The organism is Alteromonas sp. ASW11-130, assembly GCF_026183735.1.
Classification (GTDB): domain Bacteria; phylum Pseudomonadota; class Gammaproteobacteria; order Enterobacterales; family Alteromonadaceae; genus Alteromonas.
The window spans coordinates 1-24814 of record NZ_JAPFRE010000041.1 but is presented as its reverse complement, the minus strand read 5'-3'; the positions used below and the strand labels follow the sequence as shown (position 1 = coordinate 24814).

Annotated in this window: 17 protein-coding genes and 2 pseudogenes; 10 read left to right on the top strand and 9 right to left on the bottom strand. The window is 44.7% G+C overall.

The features are described 5' to 3' along the window. Position 1 precedes the first annotated feature (1 nt). The 7 genes from OPS28_RS14190 to OPS28_RS14160 form a co-directional block, all read right to left on the bottom strand. Positions 2–2113 carry an N-acetylmuramoyl-L-alanine amidase gene (locus OPS28_RS14190; protein ID WP_265610125.1) on the bottom strand — a complete coding sequence of 704 codons (2112 nt, stop codon included), beginning with the start codon at positions 2111–2113 and terminating at the stop codon, positions 2–4. After that, positions 2100–3728: a tryptophan halogenase family protein gene (locus OPS28_RS14185; RefSeq protein WP_265610124.1), complete on the bottom strand. Its 1629-nt coding sequence runs from the start codon at positions 3726–3728 to the stop codon at positions 2100–2102. Before OPS28_RS14185 ends, OPS28_RS14190 begins: the two co-directional genes overlap by 14 nt. Beyond that, positions 3694–6576, bottom strand: coding sequence for a TonB-dependent receptor domain-containing protein (locus tag OPS28_RS14180; protein ID WP_265610123.1), 2883 nt, complete (start codon positions 6574–6576; stop codon positions 3694–3696). The genes OPS28_RS14185 and OPS28_RS14180 overlap by 35 nt, the downstream gene beginning before the upstream one ends. A 218-nt stretch (positions 6577–6794) precedes the next feature. Continuing rightward, positions 6795–7898: a dipeptide epimerase gene (locus OPS28_RS14175; RefSeq protein ID WP_265610122.1), complete on the bottom strand. Its 1104-nt coding sequence runs from the start codon at positions 7896–7898 to the stop codon at positions 6795–6797. Continuing rightward, entirely contained in the window at positions 7879–9276 is a 1398-nt protein-coding gene (locus OPS28_RS14170) for a C40 family peptidase (protein ID WP_265610121.1), read from the bottom strand. Before OPS28_RS14170 ends, OPS28_RS14175 begins: the two co-directional genes overlap by 20 nt. 19 nt (positions 9277–9295) lie before the next feature. Further along, complete coding sequence (locus OPS28_RS14165; RefSeq protein WP_265610120.1) at positions 9296–10453, bottom strand: DUF819 family protein; 1158 nt, start codon at positions 10451–10453, stop codon at positions 9296–9298. Next, positions 10450–10662, bottom strand: coding sequence for a hypothetical protein (locus OPS28_RS14160; RefSeq protein WP_265610119.1), 213 nt, complete (start codon positions 10660–10662; stop codon positions 10450–10452). Before OPS28_RS14160 ends, OPS28_RS14165 begins: the two co-directional genes overlap by 4 nt. A 413-nt stretch (positions 10663–11075) precedes the next feature. Between OPS28_RS14160 and OPS28_RS14155 the strand changes: the two genes are divergently transcribed. The 5 genes from OPS28_RS14155 (at position 11076) to OPS28_RS14135 (ending at position 16749) form a co-directional block, all read left to right on the top strand. Continuing rightward, the gene (locus OPS28_RS14155) at positions 11076–11426 is read left to right on the top strand and encodes a hypothetical protein (protein WP_265610118.1); all 351 of its coding nucleotides are present in this window, start codon (positions 11076–11078) and stop codon (positions 11424–11426) included. A 76-nt stretch (positions 11427–11502) separates the two neighbouring features. Next, positions 11503–12096, top strand: a complete 594-nt coding sequence (locus OPS28_RS14150) for a hypothetical protein (protein ID WP_265610117.1) — start codon at positions 11503–11505, stop codon at positions 12094–12096. Positions 12097–12125: 29 nt separating this feature from the next. Next, the gene (locus OPS28_RS14145; RefSeq protein ID WP_265610116.1) at positions 12126–13205 is read left to right on the top strand and encodes an efflux RND transporter periplasmic adaptor subunit; all 1080 of its coding nucleotides are present in this window, start codon (positions 12126–12128) and stop codon (positions 13203–13205) included. Positions 13206–13213: 8 nt separating this feature from the next. Further along, positions 13214–16321: an efflux RND transporter permease subunit gene (locus OPS28_RS14140; protein WP_265610115.1), complete on the top strand. Its 3108-nt coding sequence runs from the start codon at positions 13214–13216 to the stop codon at positions 16319–16321. 53 nt (positions 16322–16374) lie between these two features. Then, positions 16375–16749: a hypothetical protein gene (locus OPS28_RS14135; RefSeq protein WP_265610114.1), complete on the top strand. Its 375-nt coding sequence runs from the start codon at positions 16375–16377 to the stop codon at positions 16747–16749. 100 nt (positions 16750–16849) lie between these two features. Here the strand turns inward: OPS28_RS14135 and OPS28_RS14130 are convergent, their stop codons facing one another. Next, positions 16850–17698, bottom strand: coding sequence for an alpha/beta fold hydrolase (locus OPS28_RS14130; RefSeq protein WP_265610113.1), 849 nt, complete (start codon positions 17696–17698; stop codon positions 16850–16852). A 156-nt stretch (positions 17699–17854) separates the two neighbouring features. Between OPS28_RS14130 and OPS28_RS14125 the strand changes: the two are divergent. Continuing rightward, positions 17855–19004 (top strand): annotated as a pseudogene (locus OPS28_RS14125) (IS3 family transposase). A gap of 233 nt (positions 19005–19237) precedes the next feature. Here OPS28_RS14125 and OPS28_RS14120 read toward each other — a convergent pair. Beyond that, positions 19238–19450: a transposase gene (locus OPS28_RS14120; RefSeq protein ID WP_265610172.1), complete on the bottom strand. Its 213-nt coding sequence runs from the start codon at positions 19448–19450 to the stop codon at positions 19238–19240. 261 nt (positions 19451–19711) lie between these two features. On the opposite strand from OPS28_RS14120, the gene OPS28_RS14115 reads away from it, so the two are divergent. The 4 genes and pseudogenes from OPS28_RS14115 to OPS28_RS14100 form a co-directional block, all read left to right on the top strand. After that, entirely contained in the window at positions 19712–19909 is a 198-nt protein-coding gene (locus OPS28_RS14115) for a hypothetical protein (protein WP_265610112.1), read from the top strand. A gap of 79 nt (positions 19910–19988) precedes the next feature. After that, on the top strand, positions 19989–21077 hold the full coding sequence (locus OPS28_RS14110) for a ParB/Srx family N-terminal domain-containing protein (protein WP_265610111.1): 1089 nt from the start codon (positions 19989–19991) through the stop codon (positions 21075–21077). Positions 21078–21533: 456 nt separating this feature from the next. After that, positions 21534–23606, top strand: coding sequence for a M13 family metallopeptidase (locus tag OPS28_RS14105; RefSeq protein ID WP_265610110.1), 2073 nt, complete (start codon positions 21534–21536; stop codon positions 23604–23606). A gap of 111 nt (positions 23607–23717) precedes the next feature. Then, a pseudogene (locus OPS28_RS14100) lies at positions 23718–24682 on the top strand (IS3 family transposase); the annotation flags it as partial. Between the last annotated feature and the right edge of the window lie 132 nt (positions 24683–24814).

Below are 24814 nucleotides of genomic sequence, written 5' to 3'. Positions count from 1 at the left end.
CTTATTGCTTGGCGGAAATTGCCTCAATGATCGCATTGATGATAGAAGCTGGCGCAACATTACTTTCAGCCGGACTTTCGCGGAAATAAGCGACGGCAAGATTGCGGTCTGGGTCGATAAATAAAAAGCTACCATTATTTTTGATTAAGCCAAACGACGCCTGACTCGCGAAAAGCCCGAACGTGGCTTTGCGCCAGCCATACCCCCACGTACGAGCATGGCGTTGCGACGTAGTGAGATCGGTAAGAACATAGTCTTTAGACAGGGCGGTCTGTCCATAGCCTCCATGATTCAGTAGGGTTTGCGCTAGAATTTGTATGGTGTTTATTGAAACGCGATGTTCGTAAGGCTCCGCAAGCCCTAGCGGAAGGAAGATATCTTCTAAAATATAGGTTTCAAATTTCATGCCTGAGATATTTTCTACAACGTTCTTGAGAAGCGCGTAATGATAAGAGGAATAGGCTGGGTGTTTAGTCAAGTTAGGGATTATAGGTATATTACTTAAAGGCATTAAAGGAGAAAAGTTTGCGTGAGCTTCGGGTGGAAATCCCGCAGTGTGACCTAACAAATCAGCCACCGTTATTTGTTCTCGTCCTTGTCCTCGAAATGCCCGAATGTATTGAAATACAGCATTCGACAAATCCAACTTGTCTTCAGACACCAGCTTCATGACGGCAAAATTAAGTAATATATCTTCAGTTAGTCCATTCCCACTAAACCTGTGGCTATTTTCTGTCGCGCCAAACGTTTGTTGATAATGAGTTTTTCCCCTGTGTATCACACTGATGGTGGCGGGGAAATTTGTCACATCATAATCAGCCTGAAGTAGGGACCGAACCGCTTCAAATTCAGATCGCTTTGTTTTTGTCTGGGGGGATACTGTCGGGTAGGGAACATGGATACTCAGGTTGCCTTTGTAGGGTTCTACATTAAGAATCTTAATTCGATTCAGGCCATCAATCGTGCGCCGATGAAGTGAATACTCATATGATGTATTAGCCTTCATCGGGTTTGTCAGATTAAGTGTTTCGCCATTTATTGCGATTGTTACGGCTTCAGCATTTTGGTTTTCCACGACGAGCGCGCCCTGCCCCTGATAGCTTTTGAAGGTACCTTGATTGTTTAAAGAGGTGGGTGTCCAAGCGTATTGAGATTGTTTCATTGGTAACGAAGTGACCGTCGAAGTATGCATAGATTGCGCTAAGTAGCGCTGGTATTGCTCATTCAATATTTCGCTTTGTTTTGGAAAATAGCGTTCTAGTAAAGCAAACAACACAGCCGCAGTTTGTGCATCAGCCATTCCCGTTACGTTGTGGGCAAGAAAGTGCATTTGGAATGCAGAAATAACACTGATGGTTTGGGTATCCATTTTGCCAGAATTGGTGATCTCATAACCGTAGGTTTGAAACGCTTTTTGCAGCAAAGTTAATGGTGGCGGTACAGTAGAAAACTGTTGCCAGTAGCGGTCTACGGTTTCATTCTCATACCAGGCACCGATGCCAGCTTTATAAAGTTCGAACCAAGGAAAGCGTGGACCTGGATCATTTTTCCGGGTTGGAGCAATATCTGAATGACCTACCACTTGGGTGGGACCGATATCAGGATTACGTGCGAGGATATCGCGGCTAAGCTCGATTAACAGTTGAATTTGTTTTGGGTCATAATCTGGGAATAAACAAAGACGCCGGGCATCGTGCTCACCAATAGGAGCAGATAAGGGGGCCTGATGAGCCTCAGACTTAAAGCATTGAGGTATATTAACTATTTCTATCCCGATTGAGGTGTCATTCAGCATTCTTCGACCTTGCCAAAAACTTGTACCCGCATGCCACGCTCGCTGTGTTTCATCGACTAATTGGATGATTTCAATATCGCGGGGCGAGTAACTGTCATCGTGGCTTTCTGGGATAAGGTAGTGTGAACTTAAGCCATCGGGACGAGCTAAAACCTGTACAGAATCAGCAAAATCCAGCGCCGTGAAATGCATAACTAAAAGCTTAACGCGCCCATTAAAATTCACTGAAGGCAGTTGTTCATAGTCGGTTTTGCTGTACGTACAGCTAATAAGAAACAATAGCGCGCCAATAAGGCCAAACAGTCTAATGGGTTTCACATTTTGCCCTTATAAAATCATCATGGCTGGGCATTTGGGCCAATGCAGCCTGAATAGCGTGTTTTACACCTGAAAAGTAGCGGCCAACTTCTTGTTCACTGATGGCGTCTACCAGCGGATGATAGTGGGACGGTACAATGCCTTGTCCGTTCAATACGGAAAACCAGCTAATCTCGTTGAATAATTCAGTTTGCTCTCTGAACAATCGACCATGGCTTTTATATAAATCGAGTTTTTCCTGCATCGTATCCGGAATCGGCATGGATTGGCAGTATTGCCAAAACGGAGTATCGTCTCGACTTGAAGCTTTGTAGTGTAAAATGATGAAGTCCCGAATTTGTTCCATTTCCTCACGGCAATAACGATTATAGGTTTGTCTGTCAATGTCACTTATTTGCCGACTGGGAAACAGGCTTATCAAACGCATTATGGCTGATTGAATAAGCTGGAGACCGGTAGATTCCAAAGGTTCCAGAAAACCTGCGCTAAGGCCGATAGCAACGCAGTTATTTTGCCATGGTGAGGAACGATAACCATTGATCCAACGAAGTCGGTTAGGTTCGCCAATTTGAGCTGATGGTAGCCGTTGCTGAAGTAAGTCGATGGCATCAGACTCGCTCATGTAATCACTTGCAAACACATGTCCGTTACCGATTCTGTGCTGTAATGGGATTTGCCACTGCCAGCCAGCTTCCCGGGCTGTCGATACCGTATAGGGTGCGGTATGGGGTAGCCGCTCAGTCGGTATCGCAATAGCGCTATCACACGGAAGATAGTGTCGCCAATCTTCGATACCGACCCCTAATACTTTCTCAATAAGTAGACCTTTGAATCCGCTGCAATCAATGAAAAGATCACCTTCTATGCAACGTTCGTCTTTTAATTGAACATGTTTAATATCCCCACTCGGTTTATGTTGCTCAATATGAATAATCTCACCTTCAATAGCCGTGACGCCTAAAGAAATCGCGAGTTGTTTGAGTGTGGCGGCATAGGCAACGGCGTCGAAGTGAAACGCATACTTGATCCCTACCAACGGATTTTTAGCATTTGCTACAGGACGGGAGAATTTGCCCGCCTTTGCCGCGGTCCATTCTAAACAGAAATCTTTAGGCGAGGATTTTCCGTTACGTTGCCAGTGTTTTAGTAAGTAGTGGTAAAAAGGTACACCTTGCAGCGGCAGTCCATAAGGGCCAAACGGGTGCATATACTGGCTGCCGAGTGTACCCCAATCTTTAAATTCGATACCCAATTTAAAGGTGCCTTTGGTCGCTTTTAAAAACGTATTTTCGTCGAGCCCCAGTAATGCATTAAATTGGCGAATAGCGGGAATGGTAGCTTCACCAACTGAAACGGTACCTATTTGCTTCGATTCAACTAAGGTGATCGTGTAGAGGTGGTTGGGCAAAACTTTTGCAAGTGCTGATGCAGTCATCCACCCTGCCGATCCACCGCCAACGATAACTATGCGATACATGTCGTTGCTTCCCATTACTTCCCGCTTAAATGCAATACTTAAGAAAGGTTGCTGATAGGGCAGGTATACCACATCTAGGCGGTATACCTGAAGGCTGCTTACATTAAAACGTGTAAGCCACTCGAAGTGTGTATGCACGCCCCCTCGGGTCGGCCACTCGTGGGTCGAACGCAGCGCCCGGCGAGAAGTCATTTTGGTGAGCAGTGAACGGTGGATCCCGGTCAAACAAATTTTTAATTCCAAAGGTTAACTCGAGATTTTCTATCCCGCTATAGAACACACTGGCGTTGTAAATAGTGTAACTGCTTACATAAGGGTCCCAGTTTTCAGGGTAGATTGCACCCGACTCTATACCTGGTGGAACTTCATCCTGATAACCGTCGCGGAAAACCTGAGTCAAATTATAGGTCCAATCGTTGAACGTATAGAACATTTGAATAGTGTGTTTCCAGCGCAACGGTATATTACCTCGGGAATGGGTACCTACCAGATTAGGACCGAATTCTGCGTTATCTAATAGCTTCTTCTTATCTTCGATCAAATAGGAGCCATTAAATGAGATGTGCCATTTACCGCCGCCATAGTCACCTTTGATATCAGACATAACCTCAACGCCACTTGTATTTCGTTCACCCGCATTTATGAAGCGTTGGTCCACCGCAACTAAATTACCGCTGCCGTCACGAATAAAGTTGTCCTGAAACAAGGCGTAGTTTTCGATCAAATCGTCTCGTGCTGGTACTTGTATGGTGCCATCAATAATGATTTCCCACCAATCTACACTGATACTGAAGTCTGAAGAAGGAGACCAAACCAACCCTACACTGCTTTGTTCCGACTCTTCAGGACCTAAATCGCGTTGACCGCCCGTAAACGTAACTGGCGTAATGGGCTGACAAGCCGGATTATCGGGTTGTACGATACCGCCCGGACAGCTTTCTGGATCGGCGAAGTCGGTACCGGTATAGGGTACTTCGGTTAGACCATTAAACAACTGGTTGAACGAAGGTACTCTAAAACCAGTGCTGTAGGCTCCTCGGAATAACAATTCGTCGGTTGGCCGATAGGTGAAGCCATATTTAGGGTTAGTGGTGCCCCCAAAACCGCTGTATTCATCATGTCTGACCGCAACGTTCAATTCGAAGGTATCAACAACGGGAATAAGGGTTTCTACAAACACCGCTTCGATGGTTCTATGCACGTCTTCCAATTCATTCGCGTCATCAAACGGTGCACCATAAATATCTGGCCGGTTATCCGCCGCCCGACGGTCACCGTTGAAATGATATTCTTCTCGACGAATATCAACCCCTGCCGCAATCATAATACTGTTGTCAGAGAACAGCGTATAACCTAAGTCCCCCGAAACCGACGCATCAAACTGAGTCATTGTTGTTTCGCCGCCAAATAAGATAACACCTTCTGCTGAAGCAGCCTCCAGGGCAGCTAATCCGGCTGCAGATTGTGACTGGCCAGGTAATAAAAATGGATTAAGGGCGCCTGTTCCGATAGCCTCAGCAAGCCGTTCAGTATAGTGGTAACCCGTTCCTAACTCAGACTCAGCTTCATTTGATGAACGGCTTAAACCTACCTTGTAATCCCAGCCTTCATAGGTACCGTCCAGTCCTAGTTGCAATTTATAGGCGGTGGTAACTGTTTCTATTTCCCGAGGTCCGCAATCAATACATCGCCAACGATACGCAATAGGAGCGCCAATATTTAACTGGTCTGCGCCGTAATAATCGGCCAATGCGTCGACCACATACTGGTAACTGTCACCTGTACTTGGGTACCAGCCCCCGCCAAGCGTTTCCCAGTCACCACTGCCAATTGCCCACGGCGTAATCTGGTTAGGTTCAAACACTTTGTTGGAGGTCACTTCTGAACCTAGAAATTCAATAAAGCCATCCATGTTATCGTTTATTTCATATGTCGCTCGACCGACAAAATCAATACTTTCTACGGGTTGCTGCAATACCGACGCGCGAGGATAGTCCCAAGCACAGCTACGTGTTTCATTCGCTCGATTCCATAGTGCGCCGGTGTCTTCACCCATACCTTCGAATGCGTCACAGCCTGGTTGCCCGGGAAGAGACAGTACATTCAATACATTATTCGCTTCACCAGTCTCAGGGTTGATAAGTCCATTACCAATCAAATTATAATGAATACTGGCCGGATCGTTCGGATCAAGAAAACGATTATTAATAGAAGCAAATGGGGCACCCCGTGTATCCGGAGAAAGGCCTCGGTCAGGTTGAAAAGTGTTGGTAAAATCTCGATCACTGCCGCGCAATATTTCGGCCTTTTTAAACGACAGAGAGCCCATTAGGTTGTATCCGTCATTGTCAAGGTCGCCCGTGCCCGCCAAAATATTCACTTTGTGAATATTGCCGCCACCTTCTTCGGTAATATCAGTAAAGGCTTCCGCCCTGACGCCCTGGTAGTTTTTAACCAAGATGAAATTAATTACACCGCCGATAGCATCGGTACCATAAATAGCTGAGGCGCCATCACGCAGCACTTCAACACGTTCAATCGCCGCAAAGGGGATGGAGTTTAAATCGACCGAACGTCCTTTCAGTCCATGAGTTGCTACCCGGCGGCCGTTTAACAGTACCAATGTAGAACTTGCGCCCTGCTGACGTAGATTTGCGCTGGAGGCGCCGTTGTTGCCACGCTCTTCACCGCCTACAATGCCAGCGTTACTTGCCAAATTATCATTTGAATTAGAGGCGATATTAAGGTTTAGCATTAATTGTTCAGCCGACGTTATGCCTTGGGCATCAATTTCTACTCGACTGATCACTGTGACGGGTAAGTCGCCTTCAAGACTGGTTCTTTTGATGAAGGAACCTGTGACTTCCACCCTTTCGATGGCATCAACGTCATCTACCGCTTCTGCAATAGACTCTGTGCTTTGAGCTAACGCTACTGGTGCCATACCAAAGGCAGCAAACGCTACAGCTATCTTGGATAGGTTCATTATGTGTTCTCCGCTGGTTTATTGCTAATTGCCTTATTTATTTTCACTTCAATTTTTGCTCAACACTGCGGAGCGGATTTGAATACATCGCAAAGGCTTATCTTTTTATTCTTTTATCAACATAGCATAAAAAACAAGCAAGTAAATAAATTATTCCAAAGATGGCTTTGTTTTGAGATAAGATATTCTTTCGGAAGAGTCCACAATGGGCAGTGCGCTTATTGTTTAATCCAATCAAGCATCTCAATATGCCCTAGGCCAGGTTTGTCGTTGACGGTAATGTAAGGAGGAGTAAGTGTAATTCCGAATGTACTCTGCTTTTTTTTATCCAATTTTTGCGCTAAAAACGCGCCATCAAGATCAATAAACGTAATGCAGTCCGAATACGCAATTGCCAGATGCATAGCAGCTGTTACGCCAATTGGGCCTTCGAGCATGCAGCCTATCATACACGGCATATTAACCGTTTTGGCTACCTGACACATTTGTATTGCGGGGCCTATTCCGCCCGTTTTCATCAACTTGATATTGGCGATGTCCGCTGCATTGCGACTATGAAGATCCAGTACGGCTCGCGCGTTGAACGCACTTTCATCGGCCATGATGGGGTAGGGGCTAGCTGCGCAAACTTGCGCCATACCCGCTAAATCGATGTAATGCACTGGTTGTTCGACTAACTCTAAAACCACATGGTGCTGTTTGAGTTTCGCTAAGATGTCCAGAGTTTGTTTAGCCGTCCAAGCTTGGTTTACGTCTAGTCGCAGTAAAGCACGATCGCCGACTTTCTGCGAGATGCAAAGAATGCGATTAAACTCCTCTAAGCCGGCGTTGCCGACCTTCAGCTTTAACTCGGTAAACCCTTGCGAAAGTGCTTTTTCACAGTCGTTAAGCATTACCTCTGTGCTATTCAGACTGATAGTGATGTCCGATTTTAAACGTGGGTTATTCCCGCCCAACAGTTTATAAAGGGGCTGTCCAAGATACTGGCCCCAAAGATCGTGAAGTGCAATATCTACCGCGGCTTTCGCGCTGGTGTTGTTGATCAGGCTTTTAGCTACCATCTGTATTAAAACATTGAATTCATCCAGTGAACGACCGATCAGCATTGGCGCAATAATCTGATCAATGGCCGCTTTAATGGACGCGTGGGTATCGCCCGTAATCAATGGGGTTGAGGGCGCGGCACCAATACCCACTGCATTTCCTTCAGTTGTAATCATTACTATAAGGTCTTTGCAGTGTGTCACCTCGCGTAGTGCGGTCTTAAAAGGGGTGACTAATGGTATCGCTAAGTTCGCGAACTCAATCCCGGTTATTTTCATGCGCAGCACCAAAGCGTTTAATGTGATAGACACGATCTATGTATCGCGTGTCGGCATTCAAATATAGCGGAGTGAGTGGTGTAACCGAAACGCCGTTGAGTGTACTTTCAACGTAGTCCTGTTCGTCCATGTACGCCAACCCTTTCACATCATGGATCATAAAGGGCTCTCCATTTTCATTGCCAATAACTAAGGTAACGTGACCTGGCAAATAAATGATATCGCCTAATGTTAACGAGGAAAGAAGGGCTGTGGTATCCTCAGTCTCAGCAAGACCCTCTGCAAAACGTAAGAAATGAGCATAGTCACTCTTACCTTGTTGTGAGGAGTTTCGAGGCATGATTAGACCAAAAGTTTTAAATACATCACCAAGAAAACCAGTGCAGTCCCGACTGTTGTAATCGTGCCCCCACCCATAACGTTCGCCAAGAAATTTAAATGCTTGCTGCAGAAGGTTCGTGGGGGTAAAGGCTAAATAATCAGTAGACACGTCACGCGCCATCGCAATAAGCGCAGGTTTAAGCACAAGCTCACCGTTTGCATCTCGGGTTGGAAACTCAACAATGTGAGAATACGCAGTATTTTGCGAATATAATTCATTGTCAAAATTCTTATGACTTAAGAGCGGAAGGGAAACCCCCATATCAAGTAGCTGGTTTGAGATATCTGGTTTATCAGGGACAAAAGTAGTGAACACTTTGGCGCCCGTGACGATTAGCCTTTTGGTCGCTTTTGTAAAAGCTCGAATTTTGGCCCTGTCTGCCTTCGCTATAGCTGTTTTTTCTACCCAAGCGGTGTAGTTGTAGTTTCTCACTAACCACCATTTGTTGTCCGCACTACTGTGCAATATGGCTACCGGCTCTCCTGGAAAAACTGCGCTTTCCTGAAACCTATCGATATCAATGTCCATCCCATCGTTAAGAATGCGTTGATTGGTAGGAAAAGTGCGCATGGCTGAACGTTTTATAGCGATCCCAAAAGTGACAGGATTGAATTCAGCAATGGCTTTATTGTTCAGTGTGGCGATGAACTTTGTCCAGTCCTCGTCCGTGACAGCTTCACCAGAAGGATAAAATCGAGGGTAAGAAGAGCGAGGACTGGTTTGCTTTATCATTGCTTTTAGCTTATCACCTGAAAGCGAATCAGGATAAGCCAGAGGGTCGTTCACGTAAGGGTTTTCTCGCAGCATTTTCTGATTAAATGAGATGATAGCCGCCTTATCCATAATGTGTTTATCTGGTGCGGCGTGTTTGTTAATCCAGTACTGCGCGTTCAGATGCTTAGCTTGTATGCCGGGCACATTCGTCTCCCACTCTGCTTGTGCATAGTTGCTGAATAAATAAAGTAAAACGATGGTCACTAGTTTGTAAATGTTCAAAAGCACGCCCCATTGGTGATTAAAACGTTGATAATACTCGCCCTATAGCGAGCCCACCTGCCGTGCCAACAATATACCCCAACATGGCCATCAATACGCCCACCGGAACAAGCGCTCTTGAGTAGGCCGCCGCCAAGATGGGCGCGGATGCAACACCGCCAATATTTGCCAATGAAGCGATACCGCAAGTGAAAAGGTCAAATTTAAGCAACTTAGCAATAATTATCATTAATACGCCATGGACGCCTAAAATGACAAAGCCAATCAATATGTATAGCGGCGCATCGGTAAGTTGATTAAAGTTAGCACGCGAAGCAATAAGGGCAACTACCAGATATAGCAATAGCGTAGCTAGTTTAGGTCCAGCCGCATAGCGGGATAGAGGCGTCATGGCAGCTACAATACCAAACAGTGTGACCAGCATAACAACCCATGCGGATGTACCAAAATAGGCATTAGAAGGCAGTTTAGTTGCCAGTGAAATGGCAATAGACGTGCATAAGAAGCTCCACCCCAGCAAGACAAAAAGGCTTGATGTACTAGTAGGCGTTTGTGTCGCGTTAGCTTGCTGTAAGTTTTCGCCAACCGTTTTGAGTAACGCGGTATCCGCTTTTGTCCATTTGGCGAAATGTGTAGACAAGGGCACCAATGCAAGCAAAAGCATCACCCAAATCGAATAGTTAATGGAGTCAATAAGTAATGTATATCCCATGCGTTCGTTAGGAATTTCCAGCGCCGACTGCACGGCCACCATATTTCCTGTGCCACCCATCCAGCTGCCACTCAGCGCAGCAAAAGTTTTCCAGGCGTCTGACGGTAGCTGCGTATGAAACAGGGCAAACGCTACCACAAAGCCAAAGGCGATTGTCAGCGACGCGCAGAAGAAGGCGATTACCATTTTTAGCCCCAGTTTTTTGATTTGCCGCAGGTCTGCTTGTAGCAACATCAAAAATATCATGGCAGGGAGTAGGGCCCCTCTGAGCTGTTTGTAAGTGCTGTCTATTTCTTCGTTCGATGTCCAAAGGTTGAATGTAGAGGCAAGCATGATAAGAAAATAGACTAAGACTATAGAAGGAACATATTTGAACAACACGACTTTTCGTTGCTCATCCAAATAGCGGAGCACTCCACATATTACTATTAGGGCGGTTACATAACCTAATGCGGACGTAATCATGCGACAGGGCGTCCTATAAATAGCTTTTGCACAGCGGTGTCTAGCGGAGTTTGCTTGCGGCCACTTCCACGGTAAACCAATTCATTACTAGCCGCAGGATAAGCAGCTTGCGACGCCTGAGGAAAACTGACCGTTTTTTCATTTAATGGCGACCAGATGTGTGTTAGCACTACATTTTCTCCCATACCCCAGGTTTCAGAGGGTCTCACCTGTTTTGCTGATCAATGCCCGATTTGCCTATTGGTACTAAAGCGTGCAAGGCGGTAGCTTACCTCAAGTGCAGATAACGTATCGACGCGCGAAGCGCGAGCAAGGGATGTAGAACAAAAAAGAAAAAAGTCTGTAGTTAAAAAAGATAAACGCATAGCGGTGCTTTTTTGAACATGATGGGAATAACTTATTCCACAAAACGAAATTATGCAAAAAAGATTATTCCCTCGGGATGAGGGCGCGTAAATTTTACTGGAAGTGTCATGCGTAGCTATAGCTTATAAGCAGAAGATTGGCGTATCCGTTTACAACAACGTATGTACGCTAAAAACTTTTACACAAAAGGGGCGTTCTTGTTTTGCCGGAATGGCGATGATATTCTTCAACTCAGCTTGATAGTGGAAGGGCTCTTTTGAAAAAGCTTAATGTTGTTTTATTAATCCTGATTATGGGTGCGCAGTTACTGGGCTTGGTAAAGTCGGTGCACGCACGTCATGGGGTGGATGAAGCTTCACATCAGCTATTTCACGTTGTAGGCCAACCCCATAGCCATGCTGACTATAACGCTGAAAAGTTCGAAATCAGTTATAGCGATGAGGCGTTTGAGCACAGTAATTCCTATCAAGACGGTAATACTGTTTTTGTTTTTGACCTGGCACTAATTAATCTTCCCGCACCGTTACCGGGCTCAGTCGTCAGCACTCGGGATAGTGCTTGGGATCCGCCTTACCTATACGATATACCCCCTCCCCCAAAAGTGTAAATTCAAGTTTTTATGTGCGCGTGTTTACTGAGATAGGCAAGTGCTTTCGTTTAATAAAAATCTGGATTTATACACTATGTTTAAGTTGAAGTACCCCCGTTTGGGACTTTCTCATCTATTTATTTGCTTAGTCGCAGCTATCGCATGCACACATTCTGGTATTGTTTTCTCTGCTCCGGGTGCCCATGGCCCTAACGGAGAGCACTTGGATATGGAAAATGAGGAACTGCACACTGACAATCCAAAGTTTGAAAGCTTTACTGAGTCTTTTGAATTACTCGGGGAGGTGTGGCCTGGAAAGGTACAACTTTACTTACATGAGTTTGCCACGAATAGACCGGTAGCGAATGCATCTATTGAGCTTGAATCAGGCGATATCAGTGCGAATGCGGTGTACAGCAATACCCTCAAACACTACCAACTTAATGATAAAACGTTTGTTTCCAAGCTAAATCAACCGGGAGAGCATAACATAATTGTTACTATTCTCACCGAAGAGAGTGGCGATCTCCTCGCCACAACGTTACTTACGCCAGCAATCCCTTCATCTGAATCGAACGACGACAATCATCATCATCATGTATTTTCCTGGACCAGCGCAGGGATCGGCGGGGCGCTGCTTATTGCAGGTATCGGTATCGGATATTTAACGCGGGGGAGACGAGGATGAGAAGATTGATTTCAGGGGCTCCGTTCATTATGACGATTCAGTTAGTACTTGCTGCGCCGGGGGCCCACGGCCCTGATGGAGAACACATTACCCCCGATAATCAAGCGACAGGTCAGCTAGGACGCCAGCCAGACGGATCGGTTATGCTGTCTATGCCCCATCAGTCGATGCTAGCAATCACGACCAGAATTGTAAAAAAAGCGAAGGTTTCAAACACCATTAGCATGGCGGGAGTGGTGAGATCTCATCCGGATGGACACGCGGTAGTCCAGCCCAGTAGTGATGGACGTTTTGAAGCGCCTGAGTCGGGCGTCCTTACTACAGGCACAGCAGTCTCTGCTGGGCAGCTTTTGGGCTATGTGCGGTATCAGGATACCGCCTATGAACTGGCCTCACAAACCAGCGAATTGAAAGTGGTGCGTAACCAAATTGCGCAAACGAAAAGAGATGTTGAGCGTTTAAAATCATTGGCAGAATTGGCCTCTAAACAAGAGTTGGATCAACTACAGACTACCCTTAAAAACCTCATCGAGCAGGAACAAGCCCTGCAACAAGGGCTTGAAAAGCCAGAAGCCCTGGTGGCGTCAATGGATGGAACAATTATCAATAATGGTGTCAGACACGGTCAGTGGATAGAGGCGGGAACTACTCTTTTCGATATTGTCGCCCCCCATTTACGCGTTATTGACGCTACAACATCGGCTGTCTCAAAGCTGGACTCACTAACACAGGCGACACTGCTTGAACACAGCGCCGCCACACTACGCTACATTGGCTATTCTCCGCGTATCGCAGGCGGCCTGGCAAGCGTTCATTTTGAATATAGGGGTAACCAAACTGCTGCTTTCCCTTTATTGCTGGATCAGCCGGTCACCGTTATTGCTGCCATTGAAAAAAATGTGGAAGGCTTAGTTTTGCCCGCCGAGGCGCTGGTTAAAAACAGTGCAAACTTACCGATAGTTTGGATTAAAGTGTCGGCTGAGCGTTTTATGCCACAAATCGTGCGTTATCAAATGCTGGGCAACGGTAAAATTGTCGTGACCGCCGGATTGGGTGCTGATAACCGGGTGGTTATCAGCGGCGCATCGCTACTAAACCAGGCGCGATAGGAGCAGCTATGTTTACTTTGCTTGTACGAAGCAGTTTGCATCATCGCCTGCTAGTCTTAGCTATTGCATTAATAACAATGGCGTATGGATTCTGGCAAAGTAAATATTTGCCGGTAGACGTGTTTCCCGATCTGAACAAACCTGTGGTAACAATATTGACCGAAGCTGGCGGAATGGCGCCTGAAGAAGTTGAGCAACTTGTTACATTCCCGCTCGAAAATATCCTTAATGGCGTAACTGGGGTGAGTCGTATCCGCTCCACATCAGGGATTGGTTTGTCGATAGTGTATGTCGAGTTTGATTGGAATACCGATATTTATCGCAACCGCCAACTTGTGGCAGAACGGCTTGATCAGGCCAGTGCCCAGTTACCCGTGGGTATTACACCGGTGATGGGGCCAGTATCTTCGATTATGGGCGAGATAATGCTAATTGCCCTGCCACTTGAAGAAGCCTCCGGCTCTGGACCCATGCGCGCCAGAGAATACGCAGATTTTGTATTAAGACCCCGGTTGCTGTCGATTTCTGGTATCTCGCAGGTAATTCCCATTGGTGGTGAGGTTCGACAGGTCAGAGTGGCGCCCGACCTCAATAAAATGCGAGCACTTAATATTTCCATAAACCAGCTAAGAAACGCGCTGGAAGATTTTGCCACAAACCAGGGCGGCGGCTTCGTTGATTTAAACAACCGAGAGTACCTGATTCGGCATCAGGGCAGAACGTTAGAACTTGCTGATTTACGCATGCTGGCGATTGACTGGAACAATGGTGTATCTACGCAATTAGGACAGGTAGCCACAGTAACGTTTGCGGCGGCAGTAAAACGAGGCGATGGCGGATATAACGGCCAACCAGCGGTTATCATCAACATACAAAAGCAACCGGGCACGGACACTGTGCACCTTACTAAGGAAATCGAAAACGCACTGAATGAATTACGCTCCGGTCTTCCTGAAGGCGTGGCTGCGCCGGAGGTATTGTTTCGGCAGGCCGATTTTATACAAACGTCGGTGGATAACGTTACCGAAGCATTGCGGGACGGCGCCATTCTGGTCGTCATTATTTTGTTTATGTTCTTGATGTCTGCGCGCACGACGATGATATCACTCATTGCGATCCCGCTTTCCTTGAGTATCACCGTGGTTGTGTTTCAGTTACTGGGGCAGACAATTAATGTCATGACTCTGGGCGGTCTGGCGATCGCCATCGGTGAGCTGGTGGATGACTCAGTGGTAGATGTCGAGAATATATTGCGACGCCTGAAGCAAAATGTCCGTGCGTCCTCTCCTGATTCCGTGTTCAATGTGGTCTGGAAAGCCAGCGTGGAGGTGCGTTCAGGCATTGTTTACGCTACCACAATTGTTGTATTGGTATTTGTTCCTTTATTCGCCCTTCCGGGGATAGAAGGGCGGCTGTTCTCTCCGTTAGGGGTGGCCTATATTGTCGCTATTGTGTCGTCGTTACTTGTATCGATGACGGTCACTCCAGTGCTTTGTTACTACCTTTTACCCGGTATGAAGTTACTAAAACAAGACGACAGTAGATTGGTAACTACGCTGAAAGGGTGGCAGGAAAACTGGCTCCATTGGGCGCTACCGAAACGGCGAATTTTATTGTCGCTTGCCGGTGTGCTGGCACTGCTTAGCGCCCTGATTACGACCCACTTTCCGCGTGCATTCCTACCGTCGTTTAATGAAGGCTCATTGGTAATAGGCGTTATATTTGAACCTGGTACATCACTGGAAGAGTCAGACCGTATGGGGCGTTTGGCCGAATCGTTGTTGCTTTCGGTACCAGAAGTGACAGGCGTCGGGCGGCGTACTGGACGAGCGAGATTGGATGAGCACGCACAAGGAGTGCACTCCTCCGAAATTGACGTTGATCTTAAAGCATCAGAAAGAGCGCGCGAAGCCGTTATAGAAGAGGTTCGGCAAAAGCTTAATGTGTTACCCGCGCAGGTGGCCGTAGGCCAGCCCATTTCCCACCGATTAGATCATTTGCTGTCGGGTGTTAGAGCACAACTGGCTATCAAAGTGTTCGGCAATAATCTGGATGGTCTACGAATTACTGCAGAAGACATTCGTAAACAGTTGGAGACCATCCCTGGGTTAGTGGATATCAACGTAGAAAAGCAGGTTCTGATACCGCAGCTTAGTGTGCGACTAAAGCACGATAGGTTGTCTCAGTACGGTTTGACGCCAGGTCAGGCCCTGCACCGCTTAGCTATGCTTACCGACGGTGAAGAAGTGGTAGATATCATCGATGGGGTAAAGCGATATGCGCTGGTACTACGGTTAGATGATGGGGCACGTACGCCTGCCTCGCTGGCAGATGCTGTGCTTACCACTCCGGCAGGCCCTGTACCCGTATCAGCTATTGCAGATATCAGCCTTGATGACGGCCCCAATCAGGTTTTAAGGGAGAACGGGCGGCGTCGACTGGTTATTTACGCCAACAGTGATGATGTGGATGTTACTGAGCTACTGAAGCAGGTCAGGGAAGTTACGGGTAATACCGAGCTTAACCAGGAAGGGTTCATTTCCATTGAGGGTCAGTTTCTGGCCCAGGAACAAGCGATGCAACTTCTTGTTTGGTTATCATTGGCTTCTTTTGCCCTCATTTACCTGGTGTTGTACATGCGGTATAAGTCATGGGTGCTTGCCAGTATCATCATGTGTAGTCTGCCTATGGCATTGGTTGGGGCAGTGTTCGCAATGTGGATAACGAGTACCCCTTTGTCGGTCGCATTCGTGGTTGGTTTCATTACACTAACCGGCATAGCATCGCGCAATGGCATTCTTAAAGTGAGTCATTATTTGAATCTGATTCGTTTTGAAGGCGAAAGTTTTAATACTGCGCTCATCGTACGCGGGGCGCAGGAACGCCTTTCGCCAGTACTGATGACCTCCATGGTAACGGCCTTTGCGCTTATTCCAATATTGCTGGCAGCAGATGAACCGGGTAAAGAAATTCTGCATCCGGTAGCGGTGGTTATTTTTTCCGGGCTAATCAGTTCAACTATTTTAGATATTTTGCTCACTCCGCTGCTTTACAAAGCGTGGGGCGAAAAAGCGTCAGCGGCGTGGCAGCATCGAAAGTCAAAAGAATTGGTATAAAAGGTTTTACGGTAGTGCCTTATTAAGTCTGCCGTACATTTAGAGAGTTTGATATGAAAAAATCACTATTAATAATGTTAGGTCTTGCTTTCAGTTTAAGTGCCGTTTCCCCAATTGCACTTAGCCACGGTAGTACCGAGCCAGAGCATGGCGGTGTAGTAAAAATTGAGCATGACTTGGCGTTTGAACTGGTTAGAGAAGCGAAAAGCGTCAGCTTGTATATCAAAGATCATGGTGAAGCTTTCGACGCTGAAAGCTTAACTGGCACTATCATGGTGTTGGGCGCTGACGGTAAAGAAGAAAGCGAACTAAGCCCTGCGGGAGGTAACAAGATGACAGCGCCTATCGCTATCAAAGATGGGGCGAAAGTATTGGTTAAGGTAGATTCCGGGGACCATCACGCTGTGACAGTTAGATACAGCTTTTAATTTTACTAGTTATCTGACGCCTGAAAAGGCGTCAGAGCCAGAACCGAATTTCTCGAAAACCACTTGAGTGAAACGCAACAAATAAAATAGGTAACTTTTTCTAGTCAATAATCCATTGTGAAATTGACTCCAAAAAGCCGTCTATAAACCTGTTCTCTAATGTTCCTTGTTCTGATCTATCGCCGTTTTTCGCTTTTTGAAAATAGTGGTTCGCGTTATCGAACGTGACAAATGTATAGTCGGTACCAGATAACAGTAATGCTTTTTCCATAACATCTTTATTTTGGGCAAAGGTGACTTGCCGATCTTTTCCGCCAAAGAGACTAAGCACAGGCACATTTAGTTTTTGGTAATCCTCTGATGTGTCGTGATACAAAAATGAAGTGAGTGAGGGCAGTGCATATATTGTTTTGTACTCTTTTGCACTACTGGCTACCGCTTTACTTAATCGTTGCTTATTGGAGGCTGCTTGATGTTGGTTCTCGGCTTCCAAACTTGCGTAAGTAGCTAATTCAAACTCTTCCATAACAGGGCTTAAATCCTTGGCTTTAGCAATGCTAAACATCAACTTATTATGGGCGGATACCTCTCGTTCTACTATGTGTAACGGAATGAAAGATTCTTCGCGGTCCCGCCTTAACTGATAAAGCACTAGGTCAATCAGGGGGACTGCAGGAGCGCCCATCAAAATTACTTTTCGTATGTCTTTATTATCAATGGCAACCCGAGCGCTAACGATGCCTCCCTGGCTGTGACCCAATAGAATAAAGTCCGAAAACGGGTGTCCGACGTATCGTTTGAAATATTTAATGATAGCGTTCACATCGCTTACATGATGTTGCAATGTCGATGTGGGAAAGTGCCCCGAACTATCTCCAACCCCTCTGTCATCGAACCTAAAGTTAGCGATACCTTGTTGACTTAAATGATCCGATAGATGTTTAAACACTTTAAATCCATCCAATGTTTCATCCCTGTCCTGTGTGTAGTGGCATAGTTAATTTGGCCACCTCATTGGAGCTGCTATTATGGCAGCATAGTAAAATTAGGTGACAAAATGGCAAAGAAGAAAGGCCTTAATTTCAGTCCTTAATTCAGACTTGAGATAGCACAATTAGTTGTTGACCAAGGTTACAGTAATAAAGAAGCATCTGAAGCAATGGGCGTTGGCTATTCCACGATTGGAAAGTGGGTAAAACAATTACGTGAAGAACGTGCAGGAAAGACGCCGCATGCTTCTCCAATGACAGATGAACAACCTTAAAACGTGATTTAAAGAAACAGATCGAACGACTTGAGCAAAAAAAGGATATTTTAAAAAAGGCTTCCGCTCTGTTGATGTGGGACTCCATGAAACACTCGCGTTAATCGAGAGGCTGAGTCAGAGCAGTAAAAACCAACATTCTGTTAGTCGATTGTGTGAGGTACTGAATGTCCACCGAAGCAAATTTACATATTGGCAACAGTTAGACAAGCGCCCATCTCCAGAAGTCATAAAGCTTCGCAGTCTGGTGCGAGAGGCGCATCGCCAGCGTAACGGCTCCGTCGGAGCCAGAACGGTGGCGGATATTGTTACGAACGATGAATCCCATGATATTACGTTGTCTCGTTATCGAGCAGGGCGGTTGATGAAAACTTTGAAACTGGTTAGTTGTCAGCTGCCAAAGCATGCTTATAGAAAAGCTACGCAAGAGCATGTCGCTATTCTGAACCTGCTGGATAGACTATTCGCTGTAACGGCACCGAATAAGGTATGGTGCGGTGATGTAAGCTTTATCTGGACGGGGCATCGCTGGGCTTATCTGGCAGTTGTGATTGATCTGTTTGCTAGTAAGCCAGTTGGTTGGGCAATGAGTTATTCGCCAGATAGCAATTTAACCTGTCAGGCTCTGACGATGGCATATGAATATCGTGGCCAGCCTAGGCGTGTTATGTTTCACGGCGACCAGGGCTGCCACTATACCAGTCATAAGTTCCGGCAACTTATATGGTGCTATAGAATAACCCAAAGCATGAGTCGGCGTGCAAACTGTTGGGATAACAGCCCTATGGAACGGTTCTTTAGGAGCCTAAAAACAGAAAGAGTACCAACAACAGGCTACCGTAACTTTACCGAGGCCAAACAACGGATCGGTGACTATATTTTTGGTTATTACAGTCGGCTGAGGCCGCATTCATATAATGGTGGATTAACATCTAATGAATCGGAAAGGCGGCCCTGGAATAGCTATAAACCCGTGGCCAAAATGATTTAACCAGTACAAATCATCATCGGACTTAGGGTTTTGTTTGACTCTTCATATAGCGATAAAAACCATTGCGCTCCATGTCTAACAATCGACACATCAGATCGATAGGCATGGTCTTTTTCCTTTCGGCGATAAACGAAATCTATATTTCGTTTCGTTGGCGAAGAAGACCGTCGTCACCTCCTTTAAATGCGCTTCTCCATCTCAAGCTGCTTAACCGGCGCTTTCAGCTTTCTGAACTACGCCTGAAGAGGCGTCAAACTGCCGTTGCATCTGAACGTCTGACCATCATTGTCTTCCTGGTATTCCTTTACCCAGCGGTCCGACATCTGAGAGTTGATTTTCAGCAACTTCGCCACATCAGTGCGGGTGTGACCTTGCTCCAATACCAGCCTCACGGGATCTAATTTAAGTTCTTTGGTGTACCGCTTCCTCTCGGTTGTTGGTGTTATAAAAATTTATAAAGTAATCGATGTTTGAAAACGGCTTATTATTTTCTTTTTTGATTTATTTTCTGTTAACGTATTGTTTATAAAAATGTTTTCTTGATTTATGTTTTTGTTATTAACTGACGATTATAAAATAATATGTTTTATAAAAAATTGTAATTGAAAAGCGCCGGGCAGTGTATATAATCTAAAACCTAATAAGGATGCTTGTCGCGTCAAACAAAAACAAAATAACAGCAAACAGGATTAAAAGTAGTGGATGTTATGAATAATAAAGAAGTTGTCGACGTAGACTTGATGAACGAAATTTTTATCGAGGGTTACAAGCAAGGTCGTCAAGATGGATTTGATGGGATGCATATATCTCCGCAGAGTGCATTTAAACAGTTTGTTAAAAGTCTAAGCTGTAACAACTTGAAAATGGCAATGTGGTCCGCAATATCGGGAAAAAAAGTTCACTGATTTGCACCGTGTATTGTTTCTGACTCTGAATTGACTATAATGAAGGTCATTCAGAGCAGACCTATGCGCGGGCAAACGATTGAATACTGTTTCTTTAGCACAAAATTTAGCAGCTGCACTTAACGCTGTAGATGCAGATCGACTATTAATAGAACAACCTTATGATTATAAATCTGTTTTTATAAGCAGAGTTCACCCTGATACTACTAACCCTCGTTTCTTCCCTGCTGTCATGATGTCAGATCTTCATGCTTTACAAATGCTTGAAAGGAAATTGACAAAGCAGCAGCTTATTACACGATATGACGCCAAAGATAAAGTAGTTATCGGAAAAGGATGTATCGTAAATTGCTTTGAATATGGTACTAATGAGTGGAAAAAAGCAAACCAGTCAATTGAGTCGATCACCGAGCTAGCTGCTAATGTGGCAGTGTCAGAAATTATTCAAGTCCCAACTATTTATCCTTTAGAAAGTGGTGATTATCAAATCTTGACGGGGCACCGCCGTTTCTTTGCGCTTGTTTTTGCTAACGGTATAAATAGTGCCGCACATTTTAAGGTCTATGACAAATGCCCGGTACTGCCTAAAACTAAACAGTTTCAAGAAAATGCGAGCAGAGAAGATTTACCTCAGTATGGAAAACTACAAGCGTTTGAAGATGCACTTCTTGAAATTGAAACGTTGAACAACACGCGAAAAAGAATGGGGAACAAGGCGCTGACTGTTAGGCAAACAGCAAGTACTTTAGGGATTTCAATGGGGGCATTTGATAACTACAATGTATTAACCCGTTATCCCGCAGTTGTAAAAGCATACGCTGACGGATGTTCTACTCCATTCATTCAGATGAAAAAGCTCATTCTAAAAATAGAGTCGGACTATAAGCTGGAGTTTGATAAGAACATATTAAATGCTATCGATAAAAAGAATATTAATGAACGTATCACCAAACACCTAAATGGCGAGACTACTAACAACACTCCACCCAAGAAAAAGTCATCATATTTTCAAGTTAAGATTAAGTCAGTAAGCGCTCTTAAAACGCTGTTGACGTCGAATGTAACGGAGTTAGAGACAGGGATTTGCTGGGATGAACTGGATTGGGATGACCATAAAGCTGTTGAAGAAACGTTTAATAAAATAGTCGAATTTTTAAATAAAGTATAGCCTTTAGATAGGTCTCACGCGTGAGACCTATGCATCATTGTAAATACCGCTTAAGTATTTCTTAAAACCTCGTTTAGTTTCATTGTTTAACATCAGTTCGTTTTTCATAAGATACGTTATTGACCCTAAAATAGGGGAGGACGTTATAGGATAGTTGTTTCCATTATGTATCTGGCATTTTGCAAACACATATGCGATGATGAAATTGCAATTCTTCAGGAATATGAAGCCTATTAAGTTCGTAACTACGTTCGTCGACATTTGTTCGTCTTGGATATGAGACACTGTCGTGTTTGACTTGGATTCACTCGTTGCATTTGTGCAGTACTCTCCTGTTGGCGTTGTCATAAACCTATTTTTTATTAAAGAGTTTGGAGTGTTGATCTCGTAGTAGGCATTAACATGATGGATCATCATGCCCAAATCATAATAATCACAAACTAAAGGAAAATTTTCGTGAAAAAGAATTTCATTGCTTATGCCTCATTGTTGGCATTAAGCGGTTGCAGTCAATATCAGATCACATCTGTTAAATCACCAACAAACCAAGAAAAAAAAGTAGCACACAAGCGGGTTGAACGTCACTCAGGGATAATTACAGCCAATATGGATCATAGCGTAAAGCCTGGAGATGACTTCCATGCCTTTGTTAATGGTGCCTGGCTGAAAAGTAATGAAATACCAGCTGACAAATCAAAATTCGGTATCAGCGACAAATTACGTGAAGAGTCTGACGAAAAAGTAAAAGCTATCATTGAAAGTTCAGCATCAGGCAATTTCGCCAAAGGAAGTGATGAACAAAAAGTTGGAGACTTTTACCATTCATACGTTAACTGGGAAAAACGCAATTCACTTGGCATAAAGCCACTGAAGTGGGAGTTTGATAAAATAGACACTATTTCTAATCGAGATGAGCTAGCCGTCCACTTTGCTGCTGTAAACAAGTTAGGATATGGACTGCCTTTTTATCTGCAGCAATCGGTAGACTTTAAAGATCCTAATAGCTATATGATGTTTACATGGCAATCGGGATTGGGGTTACCGGAGCGTGAATTTTATTTTTCTGAAGGTGAACAGCCGGAACTTATACGCACCAAGTATAAAAGGTTCATGAATGAGATGCTTTCATTGGCGGGGATAGAGGAGCCACAGAGAACGGCAGAAGCTCTTTATTTATTGGAAGAAAGAATTGCTCAAGCTCATATGAAAAAAGAGGATACGCGCAATATTGCTGCCTTGTATAACAAAATTCCTACTTCTGAGCTCAATACTATCATGTCTGACTTTGACTGGAGTGGCTATCTAAAAGAAGCAGGGGTACCAAACATCGATAGTGTGGTGATAACTCAATTAGACTATATGAAATCACTGAATGAGATAATTAAAGATACTTCTTTAGATACATGGAAAGATTACTTGAAGTGGGGAGTAGTACGAAATATGGCAGACTTCCTCAGCGAGGAGTTTTCCAATAAGAATTTCGAATTTTATAGCAAAACACTATATGGCGTTGAAGAGCAGTTACCCACATGGCGCAGGGGCGTAAATACTGTCAATAGCAAGTTGGGAGAAATGGTCGGTAAAGTTTTTGTGAAGAAGCATTTTTCGCCCGAAGCAAAACAAGGGATGGAAACCGTAGTCTCTAACTTGCTGAAGGCCTATAAAGCGAGCATTACAGAACTTGATTGGATGTCAGACAAAACGAAAGCTGAAGCGCTTGATAAGCTGTCTAAGTTTACCTATAAAATTGGTTACCCAGATAAGTGGCGTGATTATTCTTCACTTAAAGTAGAACGAGATGATTTGTTTGGCAACATGAGACGTGCAAATTTGATGTCGTATAGTCAGCGAATTGAAAAACTAAACGGTCCTGTAAGAAAACATGAATGGGCTATAACTCCACAAATGGTAGACGCATACTACAACCCTCCATTAAATGAGATAGTGTTTCCTGCCGGAATATTACAACCTCCTTACTACGATATTAATGCTGAAGACGCAGTAAACTATGGCGCGATTGGAGCCATTATCGGCCACGAAATTGGCCATGGGTTTGATGATCTCGGGAGTCGCTTTGATGGAAATGGAGTCATGAGAAATTGGTGGACTGATGAAGACAAAGCAGAGTTCAAAAGGCGAACAAGTGAGTTAGTAGGACAATACAATGCATTCAAACCTTTTGCAGACGTTAATGTTAATGGCGAATACACGTTAGGAGAGAACATCGGCGACTTGGGTGGTTTAAGCATTAGCTTAAAAGCATATAACATGTCTTTAGAAGGGAAAGCGTCACCTGTGATGGATGGTTACACCGGTGTGCAAAGAGTGTTCCTGGGCTATGCTCAGGCATGGTTGAGTAAATCTCGTGACGAAGCCTTACGTCAACAAATCAAAACTGATACTCACTCGCCAGCTATTTATCGAGTCAATGGTGTTGTCCGAAATATTCCCGAGTTCTATAGCGCGTTTAATGTAAAGTCTGGAGATCAGCTATATCTACCTGCAAGCAAACGAGTAAAAATCTGGTAATACGAAAAAGCTGGCAGTAAGAGCTGCAAGTTTATATTTTGGAAGCCTTGGAAAGTGTATTGCTGATCAGGGCTTTTTATTTTTACACCTGATAATTGGCAGATCCTAACTAAGACTGTGTCAGAGCTTGTTGCGCAATATAATGTCCATCCGACCCAGCTCTCCGTCTGGAAGTCTGAATTGATAGAGAATGCTGCCAACCCTTTTTTCCTGTAAAGCCAGTAAGGACAAAGAGAACTCTGAAGAAGTGGACAAGCTTCACTCTAAGATTGGTCTGTCGACCATGGAGAATGATTTTTTAGCCAAAGTGCTCTCTCGTTAACTAGAGAGCACCGGAAATCAAAACTCGACCAGGGACAGATGTTACCCTTTAAAGGCCAGTGCGAACTGCTGGCTATCAGTCGTTCATCTGCTTATTACTCGCCTGTGGGCGAATCCCAAGAGACATTGGATATCATGAGAGCCATTGATGAACTTCACTTTCAATATCCATTTATGGGCAGCAGGCGTATTGTGGGGGATTGGCTGGCAAAGGTTTTACGGTGAATAGAAAGAAAGTACAGTGCCTGATGCGATTAATGGGTCTCTGGGCGTTGTATCCTAAGCCGAAAACCACGCAGGCAAACAAGCAACATAAAGTTTATTGCTTAATAAAGTTTATTGCTTAACGTTGACGTCAAATATGCAGGTCTGGCCTAGTGTACAGACATTTCGTATATCCCGATGGCTAAAGGCTCCTTTACGTGGTTGTTATAATGGATTGGTACAGTCGCAAGGTACTGTGGTGGAGGCTTTCTTATACATTGGATACTCGGTTTTGTCTTGATGCTTTGGACGAAGCACTTAAACATTACGAGAGACCGGATATTTTCAATTCTGAGCAAGGTTGTTGTCATTTCACCAGTGAGGCGTTCACGAGCCATTTGCTGGAAAACAATATCAAGATCAGCATGGATGGAAAAGGCCGCTGGCAGGACAATGTTTTTATTGAGCGTTTATGGCGGAGTCTCAAGTATAAAGAGGTCTATCTCAAAGCATACGAAACAATTAAGCAAGCGAGCTTGAAATCGGGTAGTGTTTAGAAATCTGTGTCATTTCATTAATATATCCAAAACGGAAATGATACAAGACCAAAGACTTCAATATAGACGATGCCATTAAAGCACTTCAGTCAGGACAAAGCCTGACTGGCAATGATGGCGTTTTAA

What these genes read in the sequence shown, in the direction of transcription:
- OPS28_RS14165 (WP_265610120.1), bottom strand. Translation starts at nt 10,453, where the DNA reads ATGATTACGTCCGCATTAGGTTATGTAACCGCCCTAATAGTAATATGT.
- OPS28_RS14180 (WP_265610123.1), bottom strand. Translation starts at nt 6,576, where the DNA reads ATGAACCTATCCAAGATAGCTGTAGCGTTTGCTGCCTTTGGTATGGCA.
- OPS28_RS14145 (WP_265610116.1), top strand. Translation starts at nt 12,126, where the DNA reads ATGACGATTCAGTTAGTACTTGCTGCGCCGGGGGCCCACGGCCCTGAT.
- OPS28_RS14140 (WP_265610115.1), top strand. Translation starts at nt 13,214, where the DNA reads ATGTTTACTTTGCTTGTACGAAGCAGTTTGCATCATCGCCTGCTAGTC.
- OPS28_RS14135 (WP_265610114.1), top strand. Translation starts at nt 16,375, where the DNA reads ATGAAAAAATCACTATTAATAATGTTAGGTCTTGCTTTCAGTTTAAGT.
- OPS28_RS14175 (WP_265610122.1), bottom strand. Translation starts at nt 7,898, where the DNA reads ATGAAAATAACCGGGATTGAGTTCGCGAACTTAGCGATACCATTAGTC.
- OPS28_RS14150 (WP_265610117.1), top strand. Translation starts at nt 11,503, where the DNA reads ATGTTTAAGTTGAAGTACCCCCGTTTGGGACTTTCTCATCTATTTATT.
- OPS28_RS14115 (WP_265610112.1), top strand. Translation starts at nt 19,712, where the DNA reads ATGAATAATAAAGAAGTTGTCGACGTAGACTTGATGAACGAAATTTTT.